Source organism: Belnapia mucosa, assembly GCF_016775475.1.
Classification (GTDB): domain Bacteria; phylum Pseudomonadota; class Alphaproteobacteria; order Acetobacterales; family Acetobacteraceae; genus Belnapia; species Belnapia mucosa.
In genome coordinates, this window is the sequence record NZ_JAEUXJ010000002.1 from 165304 (window position 1) to 187385 (window position 22082).

General features: G+C 71.1%; 17 protein-coding genes. 9 read left to right on the plus strand and 8 right to left on the minus strand.

Annotated features, from left to right (window positions below):
• The first annotated feature begins 73 nt into the window (after positions 1 to 73).
• Positions 74 to 6319 carry a calcium-binding protein gene (locus JMJ55_RS05440; RefSeq protein WP_202824500.1) on the plus strand — a complete coding sequence of 2082 codons (6246 nt, stop codon included), beginning with the start codon at positions 74 to 76 and terminating at the stop codon, positions 6317 to 6319.
• A gap of 160 nt (positions 6320 to 6479) precedes the next feature.
• Here JMJ55_RS05440 and aroC read toward each other — a convergent pair whose 3' ends face one another.
• Both aroC and fabI read right to left on the minus strand, forming a co-directional pair.
• A complete protein-coding gene (gene aroC, locus JMJ55_RS05445; protein WP_202824501.1) occupies positions 6480 to 7583 on the minus strand; it encodes a chorismate synthase in 1104 nt (367 codons plus the stop codon).
• Between the two features lie 12 nt (positions 7584 to 7595).
• Entirely contained in the window at positions 7596 to 8429 is an 834-nt protein-coding gene (gene fabI / locus JMJ55_RS05450) for an enoyl-ACP reductase FabI (RefSeq protein WP_202824502.1), read from the minus strand.
• Between the two features lie 113 nt (positions 8430 to 8542).
• On the opposite strand from fabI, the gene pdxH reads away from it, so the two are divergent.
• The 6 genes from pdxH to JMJ55_RS05480 all read left to right on the plus strand — a co-directional run bounded on the left by pdxH (position 8543) and on the right by JMJ55_RS05480 (position 15577).
• Positions 8543 to 9130: a pyridoxamine 5'-phosphate oxidase gene (gene pdxH / locus JMJ55_RS05455; RefSeq protein ID WP_202824503.1), complete on the plus strand. Its 588-nt coding sequence runs from the start codon at positions 8543 to 8545 to the stop codon at positions 9128 to 9130.
• Entirely contained in the window at positions 9127 to 10593 is a 1467-nt protein-coding gene (locus JMJ55_RS05460; RefSeq protein WP_202824504.1) for a bifunctional aminoglycoside phosphotransferase/ATP-binding protein, read from the plus strand. Before pdxH ends, JMJ55_RS05460 begins: the two co-directional genes overlap by 4 nt.
• A 34-nt stretch (positions 10594 to 10627) precedes the next feature.
• Positions 10628 to 11506: a universal stress protein gene (locus tag JMJ55_RS05465; protein ID WP_202824505.1), complete on the plus strand. Its 879-nt coding sequence runs from the start codon at positions 10628 to 10630 to the stop codon at positions 11504 to 11506.
• A gap of 69 nt (positions 11507 to 11575) precedes the next feature.
• A complete protein-coding gene (locus JMJ55_RS05470) occupies positions 11576 to 12562 on the plus strand; it encodes a TAXI family TRAP transporter solute-binding subunit (RefSeq protein WP_202824506.1) in 987 nt (328 codons plus the stop codon).
• Between the two features lie 54 nt (positions 12563 to 12616).
• Positions 12617 to 14530: a TRAP transporter permease gene (locus JMJ55_RS05475; protein ID WP_202824507.1), complete on the plus strand. Its 1914-nt coding sequence runs from the start codon at positions 12617 to 12619 to the stop codon at positions 14528 to 14530.
• An 18-nt stretch (positions 14531 to 14548) separates the two neighbouring features.
• Positions 14549 to 15577 carry an amino acid ABC transporter substrate-binding protein gene (locus JMJ55_RS05480; protein ID WP_202824508.1) on the plus strand — a complete coding sequence of 343 codons (1029 nt, stop codon included), beginning with the start codon at positions 14549 to 14551 and terminating at the stop codon, positions 15575 to 15577.
• A 4-nt stretch (positions 15578 to 15581) separates the two neighbouring features.
• On the opposite strand, the gene serA is transcribed toward JMJ55_RS05480, so the two are convergent.
• The 6 genes from serA to aroQ form a co-directional block, all read right to left on the minus strand.
• Positions 15582 to 16829 (minus strand): phosphoglycerate dehydrogenase, encoded by a 1248-nt coding sequence (gene serA, locus JMJ55_RS05485; RefSeq protein WP_202824509.1) that lies wholly within the window; start codon positions 16827 to 16829, stop codon positions 15582 to 15584.
• Between the two features lie 45 nt (positions 16830 to 16874).
• Positions 16875 to 17648 (minus strand): hypothetical protein, encoded by a 774-nt coding sequence (locus JMJ55_RS05490; protein WP_202824510.1) that lies wholly within the window; start codon positions 17646 to 17648, stop codon positions 16875 to 16877.
• On the minus strand, positions 17645 to 18319 hold the full coding sequence (gene aat / locus JMJ55_RS05495) for a leucyl/phenylalanyl-tRNA--protein transferase (protein WP_202824511.1): 675 nt from the start codon (positions 18317 to 18319) through the stop codon (positions 17645 to 17647). The genes JMJ55_RS05490 and aat overlap by 4 nt, the downstream gene beginning before the upstream one ends.
• Before the next feature lie 129 nt (positions 18320 to 18448).
• Positions 18449 to 19801, minus strand: coding sequence for an acetyl-CoA carboxylase biotin carboxylase subunit (gene accC / locus JMJ55_RS05500; protein ID WP_202825001.1), 1353 nt, complete (start codon positions 19799 to 19801; stop codon positions 18449 to 18451).
• Between the two features lie 94 nt (positions 19802 to 19895).
• On the minus strand, positions 19896 to 20384 hold the full coding sequence (accB, locus tag JMJ55_RS05505; protein WP_202824512.1) for an acetyl-CoA carboxylase biotin carboxyl carrier protein: 489 nt from the start codon (positions 20382 to 20384) through the stop codon (positions 19896 to 19898).
• Between the two features lie 8 nt (positions 20385 to 20392).
• On the minus strand, positions 20393 to 20857 hold the full coding sequence (aroQ, locus tag JMJ55_RS05510) for a type II 3-dehydroquinate dehydratase (RefSeq protein WP_202824513.1): 465 nt from the start codon (positions 20855 to 20857) through the stop codon (positions 20393 to 20395).
• Between the two features lie 131 nt (positions 20858 to 20988).
• On the opposite strand from aroQ, the gene thiS reads away from it, so the two are divergent.
• Together thiS and JMJ55_RS05520 are read left to right on the plus strand one after the other, a co-directional pair.
• Positions 20989 to 21201 carry a sulfur carrier protein ThiS gene (gene thiS, locus JMJ55_RS05515; RefSeq protein ID WP_202824514.1) on the plus strand — a complete coding sequence of 71 codons (213 nt, stop codon included), beginning with the start codon at positions 20989 to 20991 and terminating at the stop codon, positions 21199 to 21201.
• A gap of 3 nt (positions 21202 to 21204) precedes the next feature.
• On the plus strand, positions 21205 to 22002 hold the full coding sequence (locus JMJ55_RS05520; RefSeq protein ID WP_202824515.1) for a thiazole synthase: 798 nt from the start codon (positions 21205 to 21207) through the stop codon (positions 22000 to 22002).
• The last annotated feature ends 80 nt before the right edge of the window (positions 22003 to 22082 follow it).

A 22082-nucleotide genomic window follows, 5' to 3' on the forward strand; every position in this document is an offset into this window, starting at 1 on the left:
TTCCTTAAGCCCCGCCTCGCTACACCCGTCGCGACTGGCCCGCCGATCCCGGCCGGCCGCGGCGGGGAGTTGCATGGCCACGGTCACCGGCACCGCGGGGCCCGATGGGCTGCCGGGCAGCGAGGGCAGCGATACGCTGCTCGGCCTCGGCGGCGATGATACGCTGCTGGCCGGAGCCGGGATCGATTCCCTCGATGGCGGCGCCGGCACCGACCGCGCCGTCATCGACCGCTCCGCCGCAACTTCGGCCATCCGCTTCTACCTGCTGGCCCCCGGACTGGTCAGCCAGATCGACGGCACCCAGGTCACCGGCGTGGAGCAGCTCTGGTTCACCGCCGGTTCGGGCGATGACGGGCTGGTCGGCGGTGCCGGGGATGACAGCCTGGCCGGTGGCGCCGGGACGGATGCCCTGCAGGGCGGTGCCGGGGCGGACAGCCTCCTGGGCGGCGAGGGCGCCGATACGCTGCTCGGCGGCGCCGGCGGTGATTGGCTGGCCGGCGGAGCGGGGGCGGACCGCTTCATCCTCCAGGGCAGTGGCGCGATCGGCAGCAGCCTCGCCGCGCCCGACCGCATCGCCGATTTCAACGCCGCCGAGGGCGATCTGCTGGTCCTGCGCGGGGAAGCCGTCGGCACGGGCCTGCTGCCCCTCGCCACCGGCAGCTTCGGCCTCTCCGGCCAGGCGGCGCTGCCGGTCGGTTTCGGCGGGGCGCTGGCGGCGCGCGCCGCGCCCCTGGCCGGGATGGCGCTGCCGGATGCGACGGGCGGCGAGGGCCTGACGCTGTATTGGCAGTCGGGCTTCGGCGCCGGCGGCTGGCTGCTGCTCGATCTCGACCGTGACGGCATCCTCGGCGCCGCCGATCTGGTGCTGCGGCTCGACCTGCCCGCGGGCATCGCCATCGGGGCCACGGATTTTCTCCCTGGCACCTTTTCCCTCCTCGGCACCGCCGGCGCCGACAGCCTCGCCGGCAGCGCCGCGGCGGACAGCATCCTCGGCTTCGCCGGGGCGGATAGGCTCGCCGGCCTCGATGGCGACGACACGCTGGCGGGCGGGGCGGGGAATGACAGCCTGCTCGGCGGCGCGGGTTTCGACAGCCTGCTGGGCGGGGAGGGCGAGGATGCGCTCGATGGCGGCGCCGGCACGGATGTGCTGGATGGCGGCGCCGGCGACGATAGCCTGACGGGCGCCGAGGGCGACGACCTGCTGCTCGGCGGCGCCGGCGCGGATGCGCTGGGTGGCGGCGTTGGGGATGACAGCCTCCAGGGCGGCTTCGGCGCCGATACGCTGGAGGGTGGGGCCGGCGCCGATACGCTGCTGCTCCAGGGCATGGGGGAAGCCGCCTGGTCGAGCCTCGCCGGCATGGACCTCGTCACCGGCTTCAGCCGGGCGGAGGGCGACCGGCTGCGGATCAGCAATGCCTGGTTCGGCCGCAGCGATGGCAGCGGCGCCGATGCCGGGACCTATACAGGGGCGGATGGCATCGCCCGCGCCCTGGTCTTCAGCGGCAGCACCGGCCGGGTCATCGCCGCGCCCCTGGCCGGCATGGCGCTGCCGACCCAGGCCCTCGATGCCTATCAGCTCTACTGGCTGCCGGGCGCGGGCGGCGGCTGGATGGTGCTCGACCTCGACCGCAACGGGCGGCTGGATGCGACGGATCTGGTGGTGCAGTTCGATGGCATCGCCGGCCTCGCTCCGGCGGATTTCGTGGACGGCACCTTCCTGAGCCTGTCGGGCGGGTCGGTCATCGCCGGCACGGCCGGGGATGACAGCCTCCAAGGCGGCAGCCTCGCCGAGACCTTCCTCGGCAGCGCCGGGCGCGACCGCATCGCCGGCGGCGCCGGGGCGGGCAATGCGCTCAGCTATGACGGGCTGGTCGGGCCGGTCGCCGTCACCATCGCCGGCACCGCCGCCGGCAGCACCGCCAAGCCGGGCGGCGGCGTGGACAGCTTCACCGGCATCCAGCTCATCGCCGGCACGGCGGGGGCGGATACGCTGGATGCCTCCGGCGCCAGCGCCGGCTTCTTCGCCCTCAGCCTCGAGGGCAGGGCGGGGAATGATCTCCTTATCGGCAATGGCACCACCGCCGTCCAGGCCGCCTACGCCACCAGCCCGGGGCCGATCGCCATCGACCTCCAGGCGGGCAGCGGCCAGGATGGATGGGGCAGCACCGATACCTTGGTGAATATCCGCCGGGTCGCCGCCCTCTCAGCCTACGGCGACACCGTCATGGGCTCGGCCGGGGACGACCTCTTCCTCTCCGGCCGTGACGGCAACAAGAGCTTCGACGGCCGGGCCGGGCAGGATGAATGGCGCTATGCCGGCGATGGCGCCGTCACCGTCGTGCTCACCACGCGCGTCTCGGGCGGCTTCACCATCGGACCCTATGCGCTGAAGCCCGGCGGCACCGACCGGCTGGCCGGGATCGAGATCGTCGCCGGCGGGCCGGGCAACGACAGCATCGGGGGCTCCGCCGCCGATGAGCGCCTGGGCGGCGCTGCGGGCAATGACACGCTGGATGGCGGCGGCGGCTTCGATACCGTCGCCTATGAGAATGGCGGGCTGGCGGCCACCGGCGTGGTGGTCGATCTCACCGCCGGCATCGGCCATGACCAGTGGGGCGGCACTGATGTGCTGCGCAATATCGAATCCGCCTGGGGCACGCCGCTCGGCGACGACCTGACCGGCTATTCGGTCGGCGGGGCCTATACCTGGCTGCGCGGCCTGGCCGGCAACGACACGCTGCGGGCGCCGACCCTCGGCACGCTGATCGGCGCCGATTACGCCGGCGACCCCTCCGGCATCGCCGCCGATCTCGCCGCCGGCACGGTGCGGGATGGCTGGGGCGGCATCGACACGCTGGTGAACATCGCCCTCCTGCGCGGCTCTGCCTTCGATGACAGCCTGGCGGGCAATGGCGCCTGCATCCTGATCGGCGGGCCGGGCAACGACAGCTACCGCATCGGCCCCGGTGACGCGGTGATCGAGGCCGCGGGCGAGGGCAGCGATACCATCATTGCCGCCCAGGCCTGGGGGCTACCGGTCAATATCGAAGGGCTGGTGCTGACCGATGCCGCCGGCGACGCCAATGGCTGGGGCAATGAGCTGGACAACATCCTCCTCGGCAATGCGGGCGCCAATGCCATGGATGGTGGCGCCGGGCAGGATACGCTGCGCGGCGGTGACGGCGCCGATACGCTCTATGGCAGCGCCGGCGATGACCTGTTGCAGGGCGAGGTCGGGATCGATGCGCTGGTCGGCGGCCCGGGCGCCGATACGCTCCAGGGCGGTGCGGGCGACGACCTTCTCTATGCCGAGGCGGACACCCGCTTCACGGGCACGCTGCTGCTGGATGTTGGGAAGGCCATGCCATGGCGCATCGCCCTGGCCTGGATCGGCGTCTCGGCGGATGGGGTCGATGGTGGGCCGGGCTATGACCGATGGATTGCTCCGGTCGAGGGGCTGCTGCTCGATCTGCGGATGCTGCCGGGAATGGCGATCGGGGTGGAGGAGTTCATCGGCTCCTCCGCCAATGACGTGCTGCTGCTGGCCCCCGGCCAGGCGCCGGCCAGCCTGCATGGTGGGGCGGGGGACGACACGCTCTCCGGCACAGGCGGGGCGGATTGGGCCTATGGCGCCGAGGGCGCCGACCTGCTGGCGGGGCAGGTGGGGAATGACATCCTCTCCGGCGGCGACGGCGAGGACACGCTGCTGGGCGGCGCCGGGAAGGACTGGCTGGACGGAATGGCCGGGCCAGACGCCCTGGCCGGCGGCCTGGGCGATGACACGCTGGTGTCCGGCGATTGGGACGCGGTGCTGGATGGCGGCGAGGGGGTGGATCTTGGCCATCTCGACCGGGGCTCCGCCACGGCGGCGCTGCGGCTGGATGCGCGGGCCGGGCTGCTGACTGATGGCACCGCCACCACGCTGCTGCGCGGGCTGGAGGCCCTGTCCGTCATCGCCGGCGCGGGCGATGACCGGCTGATCGGCGGCGAGGGAGCGGATAGCCTGGCCGGCGCGGCCGGGGCCGATTGGCTGGAGGGGGGCGGCGGGGCCAATCGCCTCGATGGCGGCGTCGGCGACGACACGCTGGTCTCTGCCGCCTGGGATGCGGTGCTGGATGGGGCTGCGGGCCAGGATCTCGGCCTGCTCGACCGCGGCTTCAGCGAGTTGGCGGTGGTGCTGGACGCCGCCGTCGGGCGGCTGAGCGATGGCACGGCCACGACGCTGCTCTCTGGGCTGGAGCGCCTCTCCGTGACCGGCGGCGCGGGGGATGACAGCCTGCACGGCGGCGACGGCGCGGATAGTCTCGCCGGCAGCGGTGGCGCGGACCGGCTCGATGGCGGGGCCGGGGCCGATGCGCTGGATGGCGGCGCCGGTGAGGACACTCTGGTCTCGGCCGGCTGGGACAGCCTGCTCGATGGCGGAGAGGGAGCGGATCTCGCCATCCTCGATCGCGGCTTCAGCGGAACGGGGCAGTTGCTGGATGCGCCGGCTGGGCGGCTTGGTGACGGCACCGCGACGACGCTGCTGCTCGGCATCGAGCGCCTGTCGGTTCTCGGCGGCGCCGGCGCCGATACCCTGTTGGGCGGGGAGGGCGCCGATACCCTGGCCGGCGGTGGCGGGGCGGATTCGCTCGATGGCGGGGGCGGGGCCGATGCCTTGGATGGCGGCGCGGGCGATGACACGCTGGTCTCCGCCGGTTGGGATGCTGTGCTCGATGGCGGTGCGGGGCTCGATCTCGGGATCCTCGACCGCAGTGCCGGCACCGCGACGCTGCTGCTGACGGCGACGAGCTTGTCGGATGGCAGCGCCACGACCCTGCTGCGGGGCCTGGAGCGACTCTCGGTCACTGGCGGCCTGGGGGACGATACCCTGCTGGGTGGCGACGGGGCGGATATGCTGCGCGGTGGGGCTGGGGAGGACCGGCTGGATGGCGGGGCCGGGGCCAATCTGTTGGATGGCGGCGCGGGCGACGACACGCTGGCTTCAGCGGGCTGGGATGCGGTGCTGGACGGGGGCGCGGGCTTCGACCTCGGCCTCCTCGACCGTAGCACCGGCACCGCGAGCCTGGTCCTGACGGCAACGAGCCTCTCAGATGGCAGCGCGACGACGCTGCTGCGGGGGCTGGAACGGGTCTCGGTCACTGGCGGCGCCGGGGCCGATACGCTGCTGGGCGGCGATGGCGCCGATACGCTGGAGGGTGGCGGCGCGGATTGGCTCGATGGCAGGGCCGGGGACAATGCGCTGGAGGGCGGCGCGGGGGAGGACACGCTGGTCTCCGCCGCCTGGGGTACGGTGATGGACGGCGGCGCCGGCCTCGATCTCGGCATCATCGACCGCAGCAGCGGTATTGCGGGCCTGGTTCTGGCAATGGGCAGCCTCACGGACGGCACCAGCACCACCCTGCTGCGCAATCTCGAACGCCTCGAGGTCACCGCTGGCCTTGGCGCGGATAGCCTGTTCGGTGGCGCGGGCGCGGATACGCTGCGCGGTGGGGCAGGAGCCGATACGCTGGATGGCGGAGGCGGCGCCGACCGACTGGAAGGTGGCCTGGGCGATGACCTCTACCGGATGGACGAGGCCGGGGTCACGATCATCGAGGCGCCCGGGGAGGGGGGCGACACCATCCTTGCCTCGGTGGACGCCACGCTGCCGGCGAATGTCGAGGCGCTGCGGCTGGTCGGCGCGGCCCGCAATGGCAGCGGCAATGCCGGCGACAACAGCATCACCGGCACCGCCGGGGCCAATCTGCTGCGTGGCCTGGGTGGCGACGACAGCCTCGATGGCGGCGGCGGGGCCGATCTGCTGATCGGCGGCCCGGGCGATGACCGCTACCTGATCCATGGCGGGGGCGAGCGGGTGATGGAACGGCCGGGTGGCGGTTGGGACACCGTTCTGGCCAACATCCCGGGCGGCGGCGCGACCCTCCCCGAGAACGTCGAGGCGTTGGTGCTGCTCGGCACCACGCTGTTCGGCCGCGGCAATGCCGGCGACAACAGCCTCACCGGCAGCGCCTCGGCCAATTGGCTCCTCGCTGGGGCCGGCGCGGATACGCTGGATGGTGGCGGCGGCAACGATACCCTGTTCGGCGGCGCGGGCGCCGACCTGTTCCTGGTCGGCCAAGGCGCGACCTTGATCGGCGACTTCACCCCAGGCGCCGACCATCTGCGCTTAAGCGGCTTCGCCAATTTTGCCGCGGTGCTCGCCGCCACTACCGAGCGAGCCGGCAGCGCCGTCATCGATCTCGGCGGCGGCGACAGCCTGACCCTGCTGCACGTCCCGAAGGCCGCGCTTGTGGCCGATGACGTGCTGCTCGGCTAAGGCCCGTTAGACAAGGCCGATCGGGTCGGTCCGGCGAGTCTTTTTCGCCCCCGGTGCGTCGGCCGGCTTGCCGATGCAACCAGCATCAGCCTCGCCGTCCTCATTCCGGGGTCAAAAAATCCCTCGCCGGCCCTCAACCGCCGACCTTGTCTAACGGGCCCTAATTCCGCGGCAGCCGCGCCTCGCTCGGCGCGTCCGGATTCTGCGCCCGATGCCGCAGGAGGTGGTCGGCCAGCACCAGGGCCAGCATCGCCTCTCCCACCGGCACGGCGCGGATGCCGACGCAAGGGTCGTGTCGGCCCCGGGTCAGCACCTCCACCTCCTGCCCGAACCGGTCCACCGAGCGGCGCGGCGTCAGGATCGAGGAGGTGGGCTTCACCGCGAAACGCGCGACGATGGGCTGGCCGGTCGAGATGCCGCCCAGCACACCGCCCGCATGATTGTCGCCGAAGATCACGCGGCCATCCGGCCCCATCCGCATCTCATCGGCATTGGCCTCGCCGGTCAGGGCGGCGGCGGCGAAGCCCTCGCCGATCTCGACCCCCTTCACCGCATTGATGCCCATCAACGCCGCGGCGATATCGGCATCGAGCTTGCCATAGATCGGCGCGCCGAGGCCGGGCGGCACACCTTCCGCCACCACCTCGATGACGGCGCCGAGGGAGGAGCCGGATTTGCGCGCCTCCAGCAGCCGCTGCTCCCAGCGGGCGGCGGCGGCGCGGTCGGGGCACCAGAACTCGTTCTCCGCGGTTGCGGCCCAGTCCCAGGCGGCGCGGTCGATGCGGTCATCGCCCATCTGGACCAGCGCCCCGCGGATGGTGACGCCATCGAGCACCTTGCGCGCCACCGCGCCGGCCGCGACCCGCATCGCCGTCTCCCGCGCCGAGGAGCGACCGCCGCCCCGATAGTCGCGGATGCCGTATTTCAGCTCATAGGTCAGGTCGGCATGGCCGGGGCGGAAGCGGTCCTTGATCTCCCCGTAATCCTTGCTGCGCTGATCCTGATTCTCGATCAGCAGCGAGATCGGGGTGCCGGTGGTCAGCCCCTCGAAGGTGCCGGAGAGGATGCGGACCTGATCCGGCTCCTGCCGCTGGGTGACGAAGCGGGAGGCGCCGGGGCGCCGCAGGTCGAGATAGGGCTGGATATCCGCTTCGGTCAGCGCGATCCGCGGCGGGCAGCCATCGACGACGCAGCCGATGGCGGCGCCATGGCTCTCGCCCCAGGTGGTGACGCGGAAGAGGTGGCCGAAGCTGTTATGCGACATGCGCGGGGACGATCAGACGGTGCTGATATCCGGCGCATCCACCGACTTCATGCCGACGACATGGAAGCCGCTGTCCACGTGGTGCACCTCGCCGGTGACCCCGGCCGAGAGGTCGCTCAGCAGATAGAGGCCGGCGCCGCCCACCTCCTCGATGGTCACGTTGCGCTTCAGCGGCGCGTTGTACTGGTTCCACTTGAGGATGTAGCGGAAGTCGCCGATCCCGCTGGCGGCCAGCGTCTTGATCGGCCCGGCCGAGATCGCGTTCACCCGGATTCCGATGCCACCCAGATCGACTGCCAGGTAGCGTACGCTCGCCTCCAGCGCTGCCTTCGCCACGCCCATCACGTTGTAATGCGGCGTGACGCGCTCGGCGCCGAGATAGCTCATCGTCAGCAGCGACCCGCCTGGCTTCATCAGCGGCACGGCGCGCTGGCTGACCGAGACGAAGGAGAAGGTCGAGATGTCGAGCGCCTGCAGGAAGACATCGCGCGGCGTGTCGAGGTAGCGGCCGCGCAGATAGTCCTTGTTGGCGAAGCCGATGGCATGCACCAGGAAGTCGAGCCCGCCCCAGGCTTCCTTGATGGTGGCGAAGGCGGCGTCGACGCTGGCATCGTCCGTCACGTCGCAGGGCAGGACCAGCTTGCTGCCGACGCTCTCGGCCAGCGGACGAACGCGGCGCTCCAGCGCCTCCCCCTGATAGGTGAAGGCAACCTCAGCGCCCTGGGCCGCCACAGCCCGGGCAATGCCCCAGGCAATCGAGCGGTCATTGGCGACCCCCATGACCAGGCCGCGCTTGCCCGCCATGAGCGTGCCGGTTGGGGCGTCTGCGAGGGGCGCATCGGACATGGGACAGGGACCGGAAATGCCGTGGGTGTTGTGATAGCCCTTGGGTGGTGGCACACCCCCGCCCGGCGGGCAAGCCTTCCCGCCCGCACCCCTCGTTACCCGGGATTACCGCCATGGACAGCAGCGCCGCCGATCCGATCGCCCGCTTCGAGGCCTGGATGGCGGAAGCGGCCCAATCCGAGCCGAATGATCCGAACGCGGTCTGCCTCGCGACCTGTACGCCGGATGGGTATCCCTCCGCCCGGATGGTGCTGCTGAAGGGCGTCGATGCGCGAGGCTTCGTCTTCTATACCAACCTCGAAAGCCGCAAGGGCGGGGAGCTGCAGGCCAATCCCCGCGCGGCCCTCTGCTTTCATTGGAAGAGCCTCCGCCGCAGCGTCCGGGTCGAGGGCGCGGTCGAGGCGGTGAGCGGGGAGGAGGCGGATGCCTATTACGCCTCCCGCGCGCGTGGATCGCGCATCGGCGCCTGGGCCAGCCGGCAGTCCCGCCCGCTCGAAAGCCGCTTCGCGCTGGAGAAGGCGGTGGCCGAATACACGATGAAATTCGGCATCGGCGAGATTCCGCGTCCCGAATTCTGGTCCGGCTTCCGGATCCTGCCGCGGCGGATCGAATTCTGGCGCGACATGCCCTTCCGCCTGCATGAGCGGCAGGTCTTTCACCGAGAGGCCGAGAGCTGGAGGGTGGAGGCGCTCTACCCGTGAGCATCCCGGCGCCGCAGGAGGAAGCCGCTGCCCTGTTGCGGCGCCTCACCGGCGCGGCGCCGATCGAGACGCATATCTCGGCCGTCTTCGTCGGCCCGGAAGATGCCTACAAGCTCAAGCAGGCGGTCGCCCTCGGCTTCCTCGACTTTACCCGGCTGGAGGAGCGGGAGAGGCTGCTGCGCCGCGAATGGGCGCTGAACCGTCCCTTCGCCCGCGACATCTATCGGGAGATCCTGCCCATCACCCGCGGTCCCGATGGCAGCCTGGCGCTCGGTGGGACAGAGGAGGCGGTGGAGTGGGTGCTGCGGATGGCCCCCGTCCCGCCGGGGGATTTCCTCGAGGCGGTGGCGGAAGGCGGGCTCGATCCGGCCCGGCTGGATGCGGTGGCCGATGCCGTCGTCGCCATGCATGCCGCCCTGCCACCCGCCGCCGCCCCCGATTTCGCCCCGGTGCTGGAGGGCAACCGGCGCGCCGCGCTGGCGGCCGGCCTGCCCGCCGGGCGGGTCGAGGCCTGGGCGCAGGCGGCCCGCGCTGCGCTCGCCCGGCTCGCCCCGTTGCTGGCAGCGCGCGCCGCATCGGGGCGGGTGCGGCGCTGCCATGGCGACCTGCATCTCGGCAATCTCTGCCTCTGGCAGGGCCAGGTGACGCCCTTCGACGCCCTGGAATTCGACGAGGCGCTGGCCACCATCGATACCGGCTACGACCTCGCCTTCCTGCTGATGGATCTGGAGCATCGGCTGGGCCGCGCCGCCGCCAACCGGGTGCTGAACCGCTATGTCGCGCGCAGCGGCGATGCTGGACTGGTCGGCGCCCTGCCGCTCTGGCTCTCGCTCCGCGCCATCATCCGGGCGCATGCCACCGCCAGCCGCGGCGCCGATGGCCTGCCCTATCTGGCGCGGGCCGAGGCGATGCTGGCGCCCACCCCGCCGCGCCTGGTGGCGGTCGGCGGCTTGCAAGGCACGGGCAAGAGCCGGTTCGCCCGCGCGCTCGCGCCGGAGCTCGGCGCCGCGCCCGGTGCGCTGGTGCTGCGCTCCGACGAGATCCGGAAGCGCCAGGCCGGCCTGCCGCCCGAACAGCGCCTGCCGCCCGAAGCCTATACGCCCGAGGCAAGCGCCGCGGTCTTCGCTGAACTCGCCGCGACGGCCGAGGCGGTGCTGCGCGCCGGCCATGCGGTGGTGGCCGATGCCGTCTTCTTGCGGCTGGAGGAGCGTGCCGCGATCGAGGCTGCGGCGCGGGCCGCTGGCGTGCCCTTCACCGGCTTCTGGCTCACGGCCCCGCGCGCGGTGCTGGAGGCGCGGATCGCCGCCCGTACCGGCGATGCCTCGGATGCCGATGCGGCGGTGCTGGCCGCGGCTGCGGCGCGCGATCCCGGCGTGGTGACATGGCAGCCCCTCGACGCCGCGGGGGACCCGCTGCCGGCGGCCTTGGAAGGGCTTGGCATCACCCCCGCCGATCCGTGCTAGGAATAGTGCTTCCGCGCCGTTTGGGAGACGCGCCATGGCCTATCGTCGTCTGCTGCTGCCCCTGACCGGTACCGCTGCCGGGGAAGCCGCGCTCGCCACCGCCCTGATGGTGGCGCGCATCTGGAACGCGCATGTGCATTGTCTGCATGTCCGGGTCGATGCCCGGGATGTGGCGCCGCTGGCCGGCGAAGGCCTGTCGGGCGCCATGATCGAGGAGATGATGGCCGCGACCGAGCGCGAGAGCGGCGACCGCGCCGGCCGCGTCCGCGCCCTGTTCGACCGCTTCGCCGATACCGCCGGCGGAGTCGCCATCGCCAACAGCGCCGAGACGGCGCTGAAGACCGATGGCCCGACCCTGTCCTTCGAGAGCATCGCCGGGCGCGAGGAGGATGTGGTCGCCCAGCAATCGCGCCTCTACGACATGGCGGTGGTGCCGCATCCGGAGGCGGATGAGGACGTCTCCTCCTCGGATGCGCTGCATGCCGTGCTGTTCGATTCCGGCCGGCCGGTGCTGATCGCCCCGCGCCAGGTGCCGGCCAGCATCGGCACGCGCGTCTGCTGCGCCTGGAACGGCTCGGCCGAGAGCGCTGCCGCCGTCGCCGCGGCGCTGCCCTGGCTGCACCGTGCCAACGCCGTGCGCCTGCTCTATGCCGACGAGTACCAGCGGCGCGGGCCGAAGGTGGAGGGCATCCGCAGCTATCTCCGTTGGCACGAGATCGAGGCCGAGCCGGCACTGTTCAAGCCGCTGACCAAGGATGTCGGCGCGGGGCTGCTGGGCGCGGCGCGGGACTTCCAGGCCGACCTTCTCTGCATGGGCGCCTACAGCCATTCCCGGCTGCGCCAGCTCATCCTCGGCGGCGTCACCCGGCATATCCTCGAGAACAGCGACATGCCCGTGCTGATGTGCCGCTGAGCGGGAATGGTTGCGGCCGCCGCTGCGCGGCCGCATGATCCCGCCCCGGTTTCGGCTGGGAGAGTGAGCATGAACACCCTTTGGACCCGGCGCGCCCTTGGTGGCGGCGCCCTGGCCCTGCCTTTCATCCGCACGGCTGCGGCGCAGCAGACGCTGGAATGGGTGGCGGGCTCGCTCGGTGGCGGCTGGTACACCATCGCGGCCGGCCTGTCGGCGCTGATCAAGGACGAGAATCCGGACCTCCAGATCCGCGTCGTCCCGGGCGGCGGCCTGGCCAATTCCACCCGGGTCAACCGCAACCAGTCGCAGATGGGCTGGGGCATCGACACCTTCGCCGCTGCCGCCCGCGCAGGCGAGGAACCCTATTCCGAGAAGCACGAAGCGCTGCGCTGCCTCGGCACCGGCTATTCCCCGACCGAGCATCATTTCCTCCGCCGGGCCGATGGCGGGCCGACGGACATGCGCTCGATCCTGACGCAGAAGGGGCTGCGCCTCGCCTGCCCGCAGCGTTCCTCGACCGATGAGATGACGCTGCAGCGGATCCTGAAATTCCTCGGCACCAGCCCGGACAAGATCAGGGCCGAGGGTGGGCGCTACCTGACCGGCAGCTATGCCGATATCGGCGCCGCCTATTCCGATGGCCAGGCCGACTACCTCTATGCCGCACTCGCCCGTCCGGCGGCGATCTTCAGCGAGATCGCCCAGGGCCGCCGCACCGGCGTGCTGACCGAATTCCCGGCCGATGTGCGCAAGCACCTGATCGACCGCTATTCCTATGCCGAAGGCATCATCCCGGCCGGCACCTATCCCAGCCTGCAATCGGGCGATGTGCCGGTGACGATGATGGACAGCGTGCTCATGGTGCATGAGAGCCTGTCCGAGGAGGTGGCCTACAAGGTCACCCGCACCCTGATCCGCAACAAGGGCCAGCGCCTGACCTCGATCCATGCCAGCATGGCGGCCTGGAACCCCGAGGCTTCGGCCAAGTATCAGGGCGTGCCGCTCCACCCCGGCGCGGTGAAGGCCTTCAAGGAGGCCGGCGCGCTGCCCGCCTAGCTTGGCGTCGACAAGTCGTTTGCAGCCGGCAAGGCGTTTGCATAGGGAAGCACCATGCGCGACCTTGCCGGACCCCTGAAGCTGATCGTGACCCTGTGGCTGGCCGGTGCCTCGGCCATCCACCTCTATTTCGGCGGCTTCGGCTTCCCTGAGCCGATCACCCTCAGGGCCTTCCACCTGCTGGTCTTCGTCCCGCCGCTCTTCCTGCTCTATCCGGCGCGGCCCGGCCGCTCCCCGGCGCATCGGCCGAGCCTGCCGGACTGGCTCTGGGTGCTCGCCGCCGCGGCGCCGCATGCCTGGGTGATGTGGCATTGGGACCGGGTCGCCGACCGGATGGAATATGTCGATCCCTTCGGGCCGGAGATGATGGTGCTGGCGGTGCTCGCCATCCTCACCCTGCTGGAGGCAACGCGGCGGGCGGTCGAGGTCGGGCTGGCCTGGATGATCATCATCTCCGTCGCCTATATGGGCTTCGGCCACTATATCCCCGGCCTGCTGAACAGCCGTCCCTTCACGCTGGCGGAGATCCTCGAAGCCTCCTGGCTGGTGCCGACGGCGGGCGGGGTCTATGGGCCGCTGACCGGTATCGTCGCCACCACCATCGCCGTCTTCATCGTCTTCGGTGCCTTCATGCAGGGCAGCGGGACGGGTCGGCTGTTCAGCAATCTCGGCGCCGCCGCGGCCGGGCGCTTCTCCGGCGGGCCGGCCAAGGTCGCGGTCGTCACCTCCGGCCTGTTCGGGACGATGAGCGGCTCCTCCGTCTCCAACGTCATCACGACCGGCGCCATGACCATCCCGCTGATGATGCGGATCGGCTACCGCCCCGTGGTCGCCGCCGGAATCGAGAGCGCGGCGAGCGTCGGCGGCGCACTGATGCCGCCGGTGATGGGTGCCGCCGCCTTCGTCCTCGCTGAGATCACCGGCATCCCCTATGGCGAGATCATCATCGCCGCGGCGATCGGCGCGGTGCTCTACTACTTCGCCATCCTCGCTGCGGTGCATTTCGAGGCGAAGAAGGCCGGCATGGCGCCGATGCCGCTGCGCGACATCCCCGCCTGGCGGGAGGTGGCGCAGGACGCGCATCTCGTCATCCCGATCGCCGTGCTGGTCTGGCTGATGATGGACCGCTGGAGCGGCAATTTCGCCGCTTTCTGCGCCACCCTCGCCATGGTCGGCATCGCCGCGCTCCGTCGCCGCAGCCGCATGGGCTGGCGGCAGGTGCTGGAGAGCCTGACCAATGCCGGCCTGACCATGGCCCCGCTCGCCGTCTCCATCGCCGGCGCCGGCATCGTCGTCTCGGCCCTGACCGCGACCGGCCTCGTCGTCGCGCTGGGCGGCATCATCAAGGATCTGGCGGCGGGGAATTTCGCCCTGCTGCTGGTCCTGCTTGCCGTCACCGTCCTCATCCTCGGCATGGGCATCCCCACCACGCCGAGCTACATCATCGCCGCCGCCATCGGCGTGCCGCAGATCCTCGATCTCGGCTCCAAGGCGCTCGGCCTGTCGCCGGCCGAGCTGCTGCTGCCGGCGCATCTCTTCATCTTCTATTTTGCCGTGCTGGCCGATGCCTCGCCGCCCGTGGCGGCCGCGGCCTTCGCGGCGGCGGCCATTGCCCGCGCCTCGCCGCTGATGGCCAGCATGCATGCGACGCGGCTCGGCATCGCCGGCTTCACCGTGGGCTTCGCCTTCCTCTACGATCCGGGGATCATGCTGCGCGGCTCGCTGGCCGATATCCTGGTGGCCACCGCGATCCAGCTCGGGGCGCTGACCGCGATCTGCGCCGCCTATGCCGGCTTCCTGCTGGCGCCGATGGGAATGGCGGTGCGGCTGCTGCTCGGCGCCGCCGGGCTCTTCGCCGCCTTCTACCATGGCGTGCCCGACCTGGTGCGGCTGGCCGTGGCGGTGCTGGTGCCCGCCGCCATTGCCCTGGCGCAGGGCCTGCGCGCCCCCCGGCCCGTCCGCCCTTAACCTCTCCGGAGACTTCGTATGTCCATCCGTTCCATGCTGGCCGCGGCCCTGCTGCTGCCTTCCCTCGCCCTCGCGCAGCAGGCGGCGAGCCCCGGCCCGACCCTGCAGGCCGTGCGGTCCCGCGGCGCGCTGTCCTGCGGCATTTCCACCGGCGACCCGGCCTGGAGCCAGCCGGACAGCCGCGGCACCTGGCAGGGGATGGATACCGATCTCTGCCGCGCCGTGGCCGCCGCCACCCTTGGCAGCGCGGAGAAGGTGGTCTGGCAGCATCTGACGGGCCAGAACCGCTTCCCGGCCCTGGCTTCCGGCCAAGTGGAGATGCTGACCCGCACCACCACCTGGACCCTGACCCGGGATTCGATGCTCGGCCTGAACTTCACCGCGCCGAATTTCTATGATGGCCAGGGCTTCCTCGTGCATGCCGAGGCCGGCATCACCAGCAGCCGCCAGCTCGATGGCGCGACCATCTGCTTCGTCTCGGCCAGCACGCATGAGCTGAACCTGCAGGACTGGTCACGCAGCCAGAATATCCGCTTCACCCCGGTGATCTTTGCCGACAAGGACGAGGCCCGGCGGGCCTATGAGAGCAACCGCTGCGACAGCTACACGGGCGATGCCAGCCAGCTCGCCGCCGTCCGCGCCGCCTTCCCGGAGCCGGCGAAGCATGTCCTGCTGCCCGAGCGGATCAGCAAGGAACCCTATGCGCCCTCGGTCCGCCAGGGTGACGACCAGTGGTTCGACATCGTCCGCTACACGATCTACGGCTTGGTCGAGGCGGAGGAGCTCGGCATCACCCGCGCCAATGCGGACAAGATGCTGGCCGAGAGCCCGAGCCCGGCGGTGCAGCGCCTGCTCGGCAAGACCGGCGATCTCGGTTTCACCCTTGGCCTCGAGCGCGCCTGGATGCTGAATGCGATCAAGGCCGTGGGGAATTACGGCGAGATCTATGAGCGGCACCTGGGCAAGGACAGCCCGGTTGGGCTGCCGCGCGGGCTGAACGACCTCTGGACCCGCGGCGGGCTGATGATGGCGCCGCCGATGCGGTGAGCTGCTACTCCCGCTCGTAGATCAGCCGGGCACGCACGGTGCCCGGCAGCGCCCGCAGCTCGGCCAGGATCGCTTCCGCCTGGTCGCGCGCCTCGACGCTCTCGACCACGACGAAGCCGAGCTCCGCCTGGGTCTGGTAGTACTGGGCCGCGATGTTGAGGCCCCGGCGGCCGAAGGCCTCGTTGATGCGGGACAGCATGCCGGGTGCGTCGCGGTGGACATGGATCCAGCGCGCCCCGCTGGCCCGGGCCGGGAGCTGCACCTGGGGGAAATTCACCGCCCCCATGGTCGCGCCGGTATCGCTGAAGTCGATCAGCTTCCGCGCCACCTCCTGGCCGATGCGGGACTGCGCTTCCTGCGTGCTGCCGCCGATATGCGGGGTCAGGATCACATTGGGCAGGCCCTGCACCGGGCTTTCGAAGCGCTCGCCGTTGCGGGCCGGCTCCTCGGGGAAGACATCGGCGGCGAAGCCGAGCAGGTGGCGCGACCGCAGCGCCGCCGCCACGGCGTCCAGATCGACCAGCGTGCCGCGGGCATTGTTGATGAGGATGGAGCCCGGCTTCATCGCGGCCACTTCGGCGGCGCCGATCATGCCGATGGTCTCCGGCGTCTCCGGCACATGCAGCGTGACGATATCGGCCGCGGCCAGCAGCTCACCCAGCGTGGCACAGGGCTGGGCATTGCCATGCGGCAGCTTGGTGGTGTGATCGTAATAGATCACCCGCAGGCCGAAGGCCTCGGCCAGCACCGAGAGCTGGCTGCCGATATTGCCATAGCCGACGATGCCGAGGGTGCGGCCGCGCACCTCGTAGCTGCCCTCGGCCGACTTGTCCCAGCCGCCCTGATGCGCCGAGCGCGACCGGTCGGGGATGCCGCGCAGCAGCATCACCACCTCGCCCATCACCAGCTCGGCGACGGAGCGGGTGTTGGAGAAGGGGGCGTTGAAGACCGGGATGCCGCGCAGCCGCGCCGCGTCCAGGTCGACCTGGTTGGTGCCGATGCAGAAGCAGCCGACCGTGATCAGCCGGTCGGCCGCTGCCAGCGCCGTGGCGGTGAGCTGGGTCCGTGAGCGGATGCCGAGGATATGGACGCCCTGCAGCGCCTCGGCCAGGGCCGGCCCGTCCAGCGCCTTGGGCAGGCGGGTGACGGTCTCGTAGCCGGACGCCGCCAGCAGCTCCACGGCGCTGTCGGAGATGCCCTCCAGCAGCAGGACCCGGATGCGGTCCTTGGGGAGGGAGATGCGGTCGGACATGGAAGGCTCCGAGGGGAGGACAGCAAGGGCGCGCTTCTTGCGCCCTTAGCCGCCATCCGCCAAGCCCGGGGCGCGCGGCGGCAGGTCCCGGGTGCGGTAGCGGGAGACCGGCTGGCCCGACGGCACCTTTTGGAAGACCAGAAAGTAGCTGTGGTTCTTCCGGGCATGAACCTGCCGCAGCAGCCGCGCCACGCCCGGCCGGTTGGGCCGGACCAGGACGAAGAGATCGCGGGCATAGAAGCCCAGCTCCGCCAGCCCGGTCACGATCTGCACATGGGTCAGCTCCTGTCGGTTGGCGCTGACTTCGTCCTGGCATTTGACGATGAGGATGCCGTGGTCGCGCAGCACCCGCCGCGCCTCCCGCCCCGCATCCAGATAGAGGTCGAGCACTGCCTGATGCCAACGCCCACCCCCCGGCGCCTCGCCCCCGCCGCCGGCGGCGTAGTAGGTGCGCAGCCCGGCATGGCTGCCCTGGCCGCCGCGCGTCCCGGCCTTCGGCCGCAGCAGCCCCTCCATATAGGGCGGGTCCAGCACCAGCGCGTCGATCGCGCCATCCGCATGGGGCAGGGCCCGGCAATCCGTCCCGGTGGCGAGGTCGGAGGCGAGCAGCCGGTAGCGCCCGGGCGGCACGCGCTGCCAGAAGACGCCCTGGCCATAGGTGACATCGGCGACCACCGCGCCCTCCGGCACATGCAGGGCGAGGATCTGCGGGAAGAGCTCCGCATTGCCCCCGCCATGCGCCGAGAGCACCACATCCGCCGTGGCGCTGCCGCCCTGCACCCGCTTCGGCCGCGGCGGGCCGAGCGCCACCTCGCTCATGCCGGGCCGGCCGCGGGGCGGAGGGCGCGGATCTCCGCCTCCAGCGCCGCCGGATCGGGCGCCGTGATCCAGCGCGCCGCGCCCAGCATGGCCGTGGACAGGCGCCGTTTGTAGTCGGCGCGGGGGATTTCATGGGCGCCGAATTGCGCCAGGTGCTCGGTCAGGAATTGGCTGTCGAGCAGGGTGAAGCCGCCGAGCCGCAGCCGCGCCACCAGATGCACCAGCGCCACCTTGGAGGCATCGCGGGCCCGGCTGAACATGCTCTCGCCGAAGAAGGCGGCGCCGAGCACGACGCCATAGAGCCCGCCGACCAGCCGCCCGCCCTCCCAGACCTCGACCGAATGGGCATGCCCCTGCCGGTGCAGGGCGGTGAAGAGGTATTCGATCTCCGGGTTGATCCAGGTGTCCTCCCGCCCCGGCGCCGCCTCGGCGCAGCCGGCGATGGTCGCGGCGAAATCCGCATCGGCGGTGACGGTGAAGGGGCCGGAGAGCACGGTCCGCAGCAGCCGCCGCGGCAGGTGGAAGCCGGCATCGAGTGGGATGATCCCCCGCCGCTCCGGATCCAGCCAATAAAGACGGTCGCCGCCGCGGCTTTCCGCCATGGGGAAAAGCCCGGCGCGATAGGCGCGGAGCATCAGCTCCGGCGTGATGTCGATATGGCGGCGGCTCATGCGGCGGCCGGCGCCAGGGGAACCCGCCGCCTTACCGGCGCGGGGCGATGGTCCCTGGCCCTGGCCCTATGGCGGCTCGACATGGCCGGATCATACCTGCCCCGCTGCCGCCCCGCCATCGCAAAGCCGTCAGCCGCCTTCGAGGCGGCGGGCGACGAAGCGTTCCAGCCAATGGATGGTGTAGTTCCCGGCCTGGAATTCCGGGTCCTCCATGATGGCCAGGTGCAGCGGCAGGGTGGTGCTGATGCCGTCCACGACCATCTCGGCCAGCGACCGGCGCAGCCGCGCGATCGCCTCGGCCCGGGTCGCGCCATGGACGACAAGCTTGGCGATCAGGCTGTCGTAATGCGGCGGCACCGCGTAACCGGAATAGAGCGCGCTATCGACCCGCACGCCGAGCCCGCCCGGCGCATGATAGGTGTGCACCCGACCGGGGGAGGGGGCGAAGGTGTCGGGGTCCTCGGCGGTGATCCGGCATTCGATGGCATGGCCATGGAAGCGGATCTCGGATTGGCCATAGCCCAGCGCCTCGCCGGCGGCGACGCGGAGCTGTTCCTTCACCAGGTCGATGCCGCAGACCATCTCCGTCACCGGATGCTCGACCTGCAGGCGGGTGTTCATCTCGATGAAGGCGAACTGACCGTCCTGCCAGAGGAATTCCAGCGTGCCGGCATTGCGGTAGCCGAGCTCGCGCAGCGCCCGCGTCACCTGCGCGCCGAGCGCATCGCGCTCCGCGGCGTTCAGCACCGGCGAGCCGGCTTCCTCCACCAGCTTCTGGTGGCGGCGCTGGAGGGAGCAATCGCGCTCGCCGAAATGCACGACATTGCCGTGGGTGTCGGCCAGCACCTGCAGCTCGATATGCCGCGGCCGGTCGAGATATTTCTCGAGATAGACCTCGTCATTGCCGAAGGCGGCCTTGGCCTCGGTGCGGGCGACGCGCCAGGCCTCCTCCAGCTCGTCCTCGGAGCGTGCGACCTTCATGCCGCGCCCGCCGCCGCCGGCGGCGGCCTTGATGAGGACGGGATACTTCACCTCGGCCGCCACCTGCCGCGCCTCCTCGATCGAGGAGAGCGCCCCGAGGCTGCCGGGGACCAGCGGCACGCCGAGGCGCCGCATCGCATCCTTCGCCGCGATCTTGTCGCCCATCATGCGGATATGCGCCGGCGTCGGCCCGATGAAGGCGAGGCCATGCGCCTCCACCATCTCGGCGAAGGAGGCATTCTCCGACAGGAAGCCATAGCCCGGATGCACCGCATCGGCGCCGGTAATGGCGGCGGCCGAAAGGATCGCCGGGACGTTCAGATAGCTATCGCGCGCCGGGGGCGGGCCGATGCAGACGCTCTCATCCGCCAGGCGCACATGCATGGCGGCGGCGTCGGCGGTGGAATGCACCGCGACGGTGCGAATGCCCATCTCCTGGCAGGCGCGATGCACCCGCAGCGCGATCTCGCCGCGGTTGGCGATCAGGACTTTCCCGAACATCATGAGTCGCTCGCGCTACGCGCGAGGGCCGGCCGATTCACGTCTCCGCGCCATCCGGCGCTCCGACGATCGGACGGCATGTCGCTGCGCTCCATCATTCTACGATCAGCAACGGCTCGCCATATTCGACCGGCGTGCCGGATTCGACCAGGATCCGGGTGACCGTGCCGGCACGCGGCGAGCGGATCTGGTTGAAGGTCTTCATCGCCTCGATCAGCAGCAGGGTCTGGCCCTGGGCGACCTTGGCGCCCAGCGTCACGAAGGGCGGCTGCCCCGGCTCGGGCGAGAGATAGGCGACGCCGACCATCGGTGAGGCGATGAGGCCGGGATGCTTGGCATCCGGCACCTCGGAGGCCTCAGAGGGCACGATGGCAGCAGCCGGCGCCGCGGCCGGCATTGCCGGCGCCTGCATCATGCCGGCCGGCCAGGCCATGGGGGCCGGGGCAGGGGCGGCCGCGGGTTCCCGCGCCACCCGGATGCGGCTGTCCTTCTCGACCAGCTCGATCTCGGTCAGGTCGGTGTCCCGCAGGATCTGCGCCAGGGCGCGGATCGCCTCGGGGTCGAATTGGATGCCGTTGCTCATGCGCGTCCTCAGGCCTCGTCGTCTGGCGCCTCGGCGCCGATCAGCCCGGCCATCGCCTCCAGCGCCAGGGCGTAGCCCTGCACGCCGAGCCCGGCGATGACCCCGGTGGCCGCCTTGGAGACGAAGCTGTGATGCCGGAATTCCTCCCGGCGATGGATGTTGGTGATATGGACCTCGATCACCGGCAGCTCGACCGCCAGCAGGGCGTCCATCAGCGCGATCGAGGTGGTGGTGTAGCCCGCCGGGTTGATGACGATGCCGGCAGCCCGGCCGCGGCATTCCTGCACCCAGGTGATCAGCTCGCCCTCGCCATTGGTCTGGCGGAAGTCGATCGCGAGCCCCAGCCCCTCGGCCACCTCGGCGCAGAGCGCCTCCACGTCGTCGAGGGTCGCGCTGCCGTATTTATCCGGCTCCCGCACCCCGAGCAGGTTCAAGTTCGGGCCATTCAGGACGACGACCAGCGGCGGCGACATGGCGGGCGGTTCCGAGGGGTGGGGCGGGGCGGTTGCGCTAGCACGGAGGGGTTTCCGCCCGCAAGCGGAGCGGTTCTGCCCTGCGCCGGCGGCGCCTTGCCCCGGGGCCCGGGCTTCGCCACATTCGTCCCATGGAGGCGACGATCCCGATTTCCGTGAATGGCGAGGCGCGGCAGGTGCCGGCCGCCGCCACCCTGGCCGATCTGCTGGCGCAGATCGGGCTCGACATCCGCAAGGTGGCGGTCGAGCGTAACCTCGAGATTGTTCCCCGCTCCCGCTATGCCGAGACCCCGCTCGCCGCCGGGGACCGGCTGGAGATCGTGCATTTCATCGGCGGAGGCTGAACTATGGATGGATTGCCCATCGCCGCCCAGGACGACAGCTGGGAGGTTGCCGGCCGGCGCTTCCGCTCGCGCCTCATCGTTGGCACCGGCCGCTACAAGGACCTGGAGGAAACCGGCCGCGCCATCGAGGCGAGCGGGGCCGAGATCGTCACCGTCGCGGTGCGCCGGGTCAATCTCGGCGACCCGAAGGCGCCGATGCTCCAGGATTACGTCGATCCCCGGCGCTATACCTACCTGCCCAATACCGCCGGCTGCTTCACCGCCGAGGACGCCGTCCGCACCCTCCGCCTCGCGCGGGAGGCGGGGGGCTGGAACCTGGTGAAGCTCGAGGTGCTGGGCCCGCCACCGTTCCTCTATCCCGATATGCGCGCGACCTTCGAGGCGCTGGAGGCGCTGCTGAAGGACGGGTTCGAGGTGATGGTCTATTGCTCGGACGACCCGATCGCCGCCAAGCGCCTGGAGGAGATGGGGGCAGTCGCGGTGATGCCGCTCGGCGCCCCGATCGGCTCGGGCCTGGGGATCCAGAACCCGGTGATGATCCGTTCGATCATCGAGAATGCCAAGGTGCCGGTGCTGGTCGATGCCGGGGTCGGCACCGCCTCCGACGCCGCCATCGCCATGGAACTGGGCTGCGACGCGGTGCTGATGAACAGCGCCATCGCCCATGCCAAGGACCCGGTGCAGATGGCCCGTGCCATGAAGGCGGCGGTGGAGGCGGGGCGGCTGTCCTTCCTCGCCGGGCGGATGCCGCGCCAATACGCCGCCGATCCGTCGAGCCCGCTGGCAGGGCTAATTCGGTAGCCGGCGAACCGTTGCCGAATCGCCCTCGGCAAAATCGCCGGTTCGGGAGCGTCCCGGCCGGCGGAACAGCGGGAACTCCA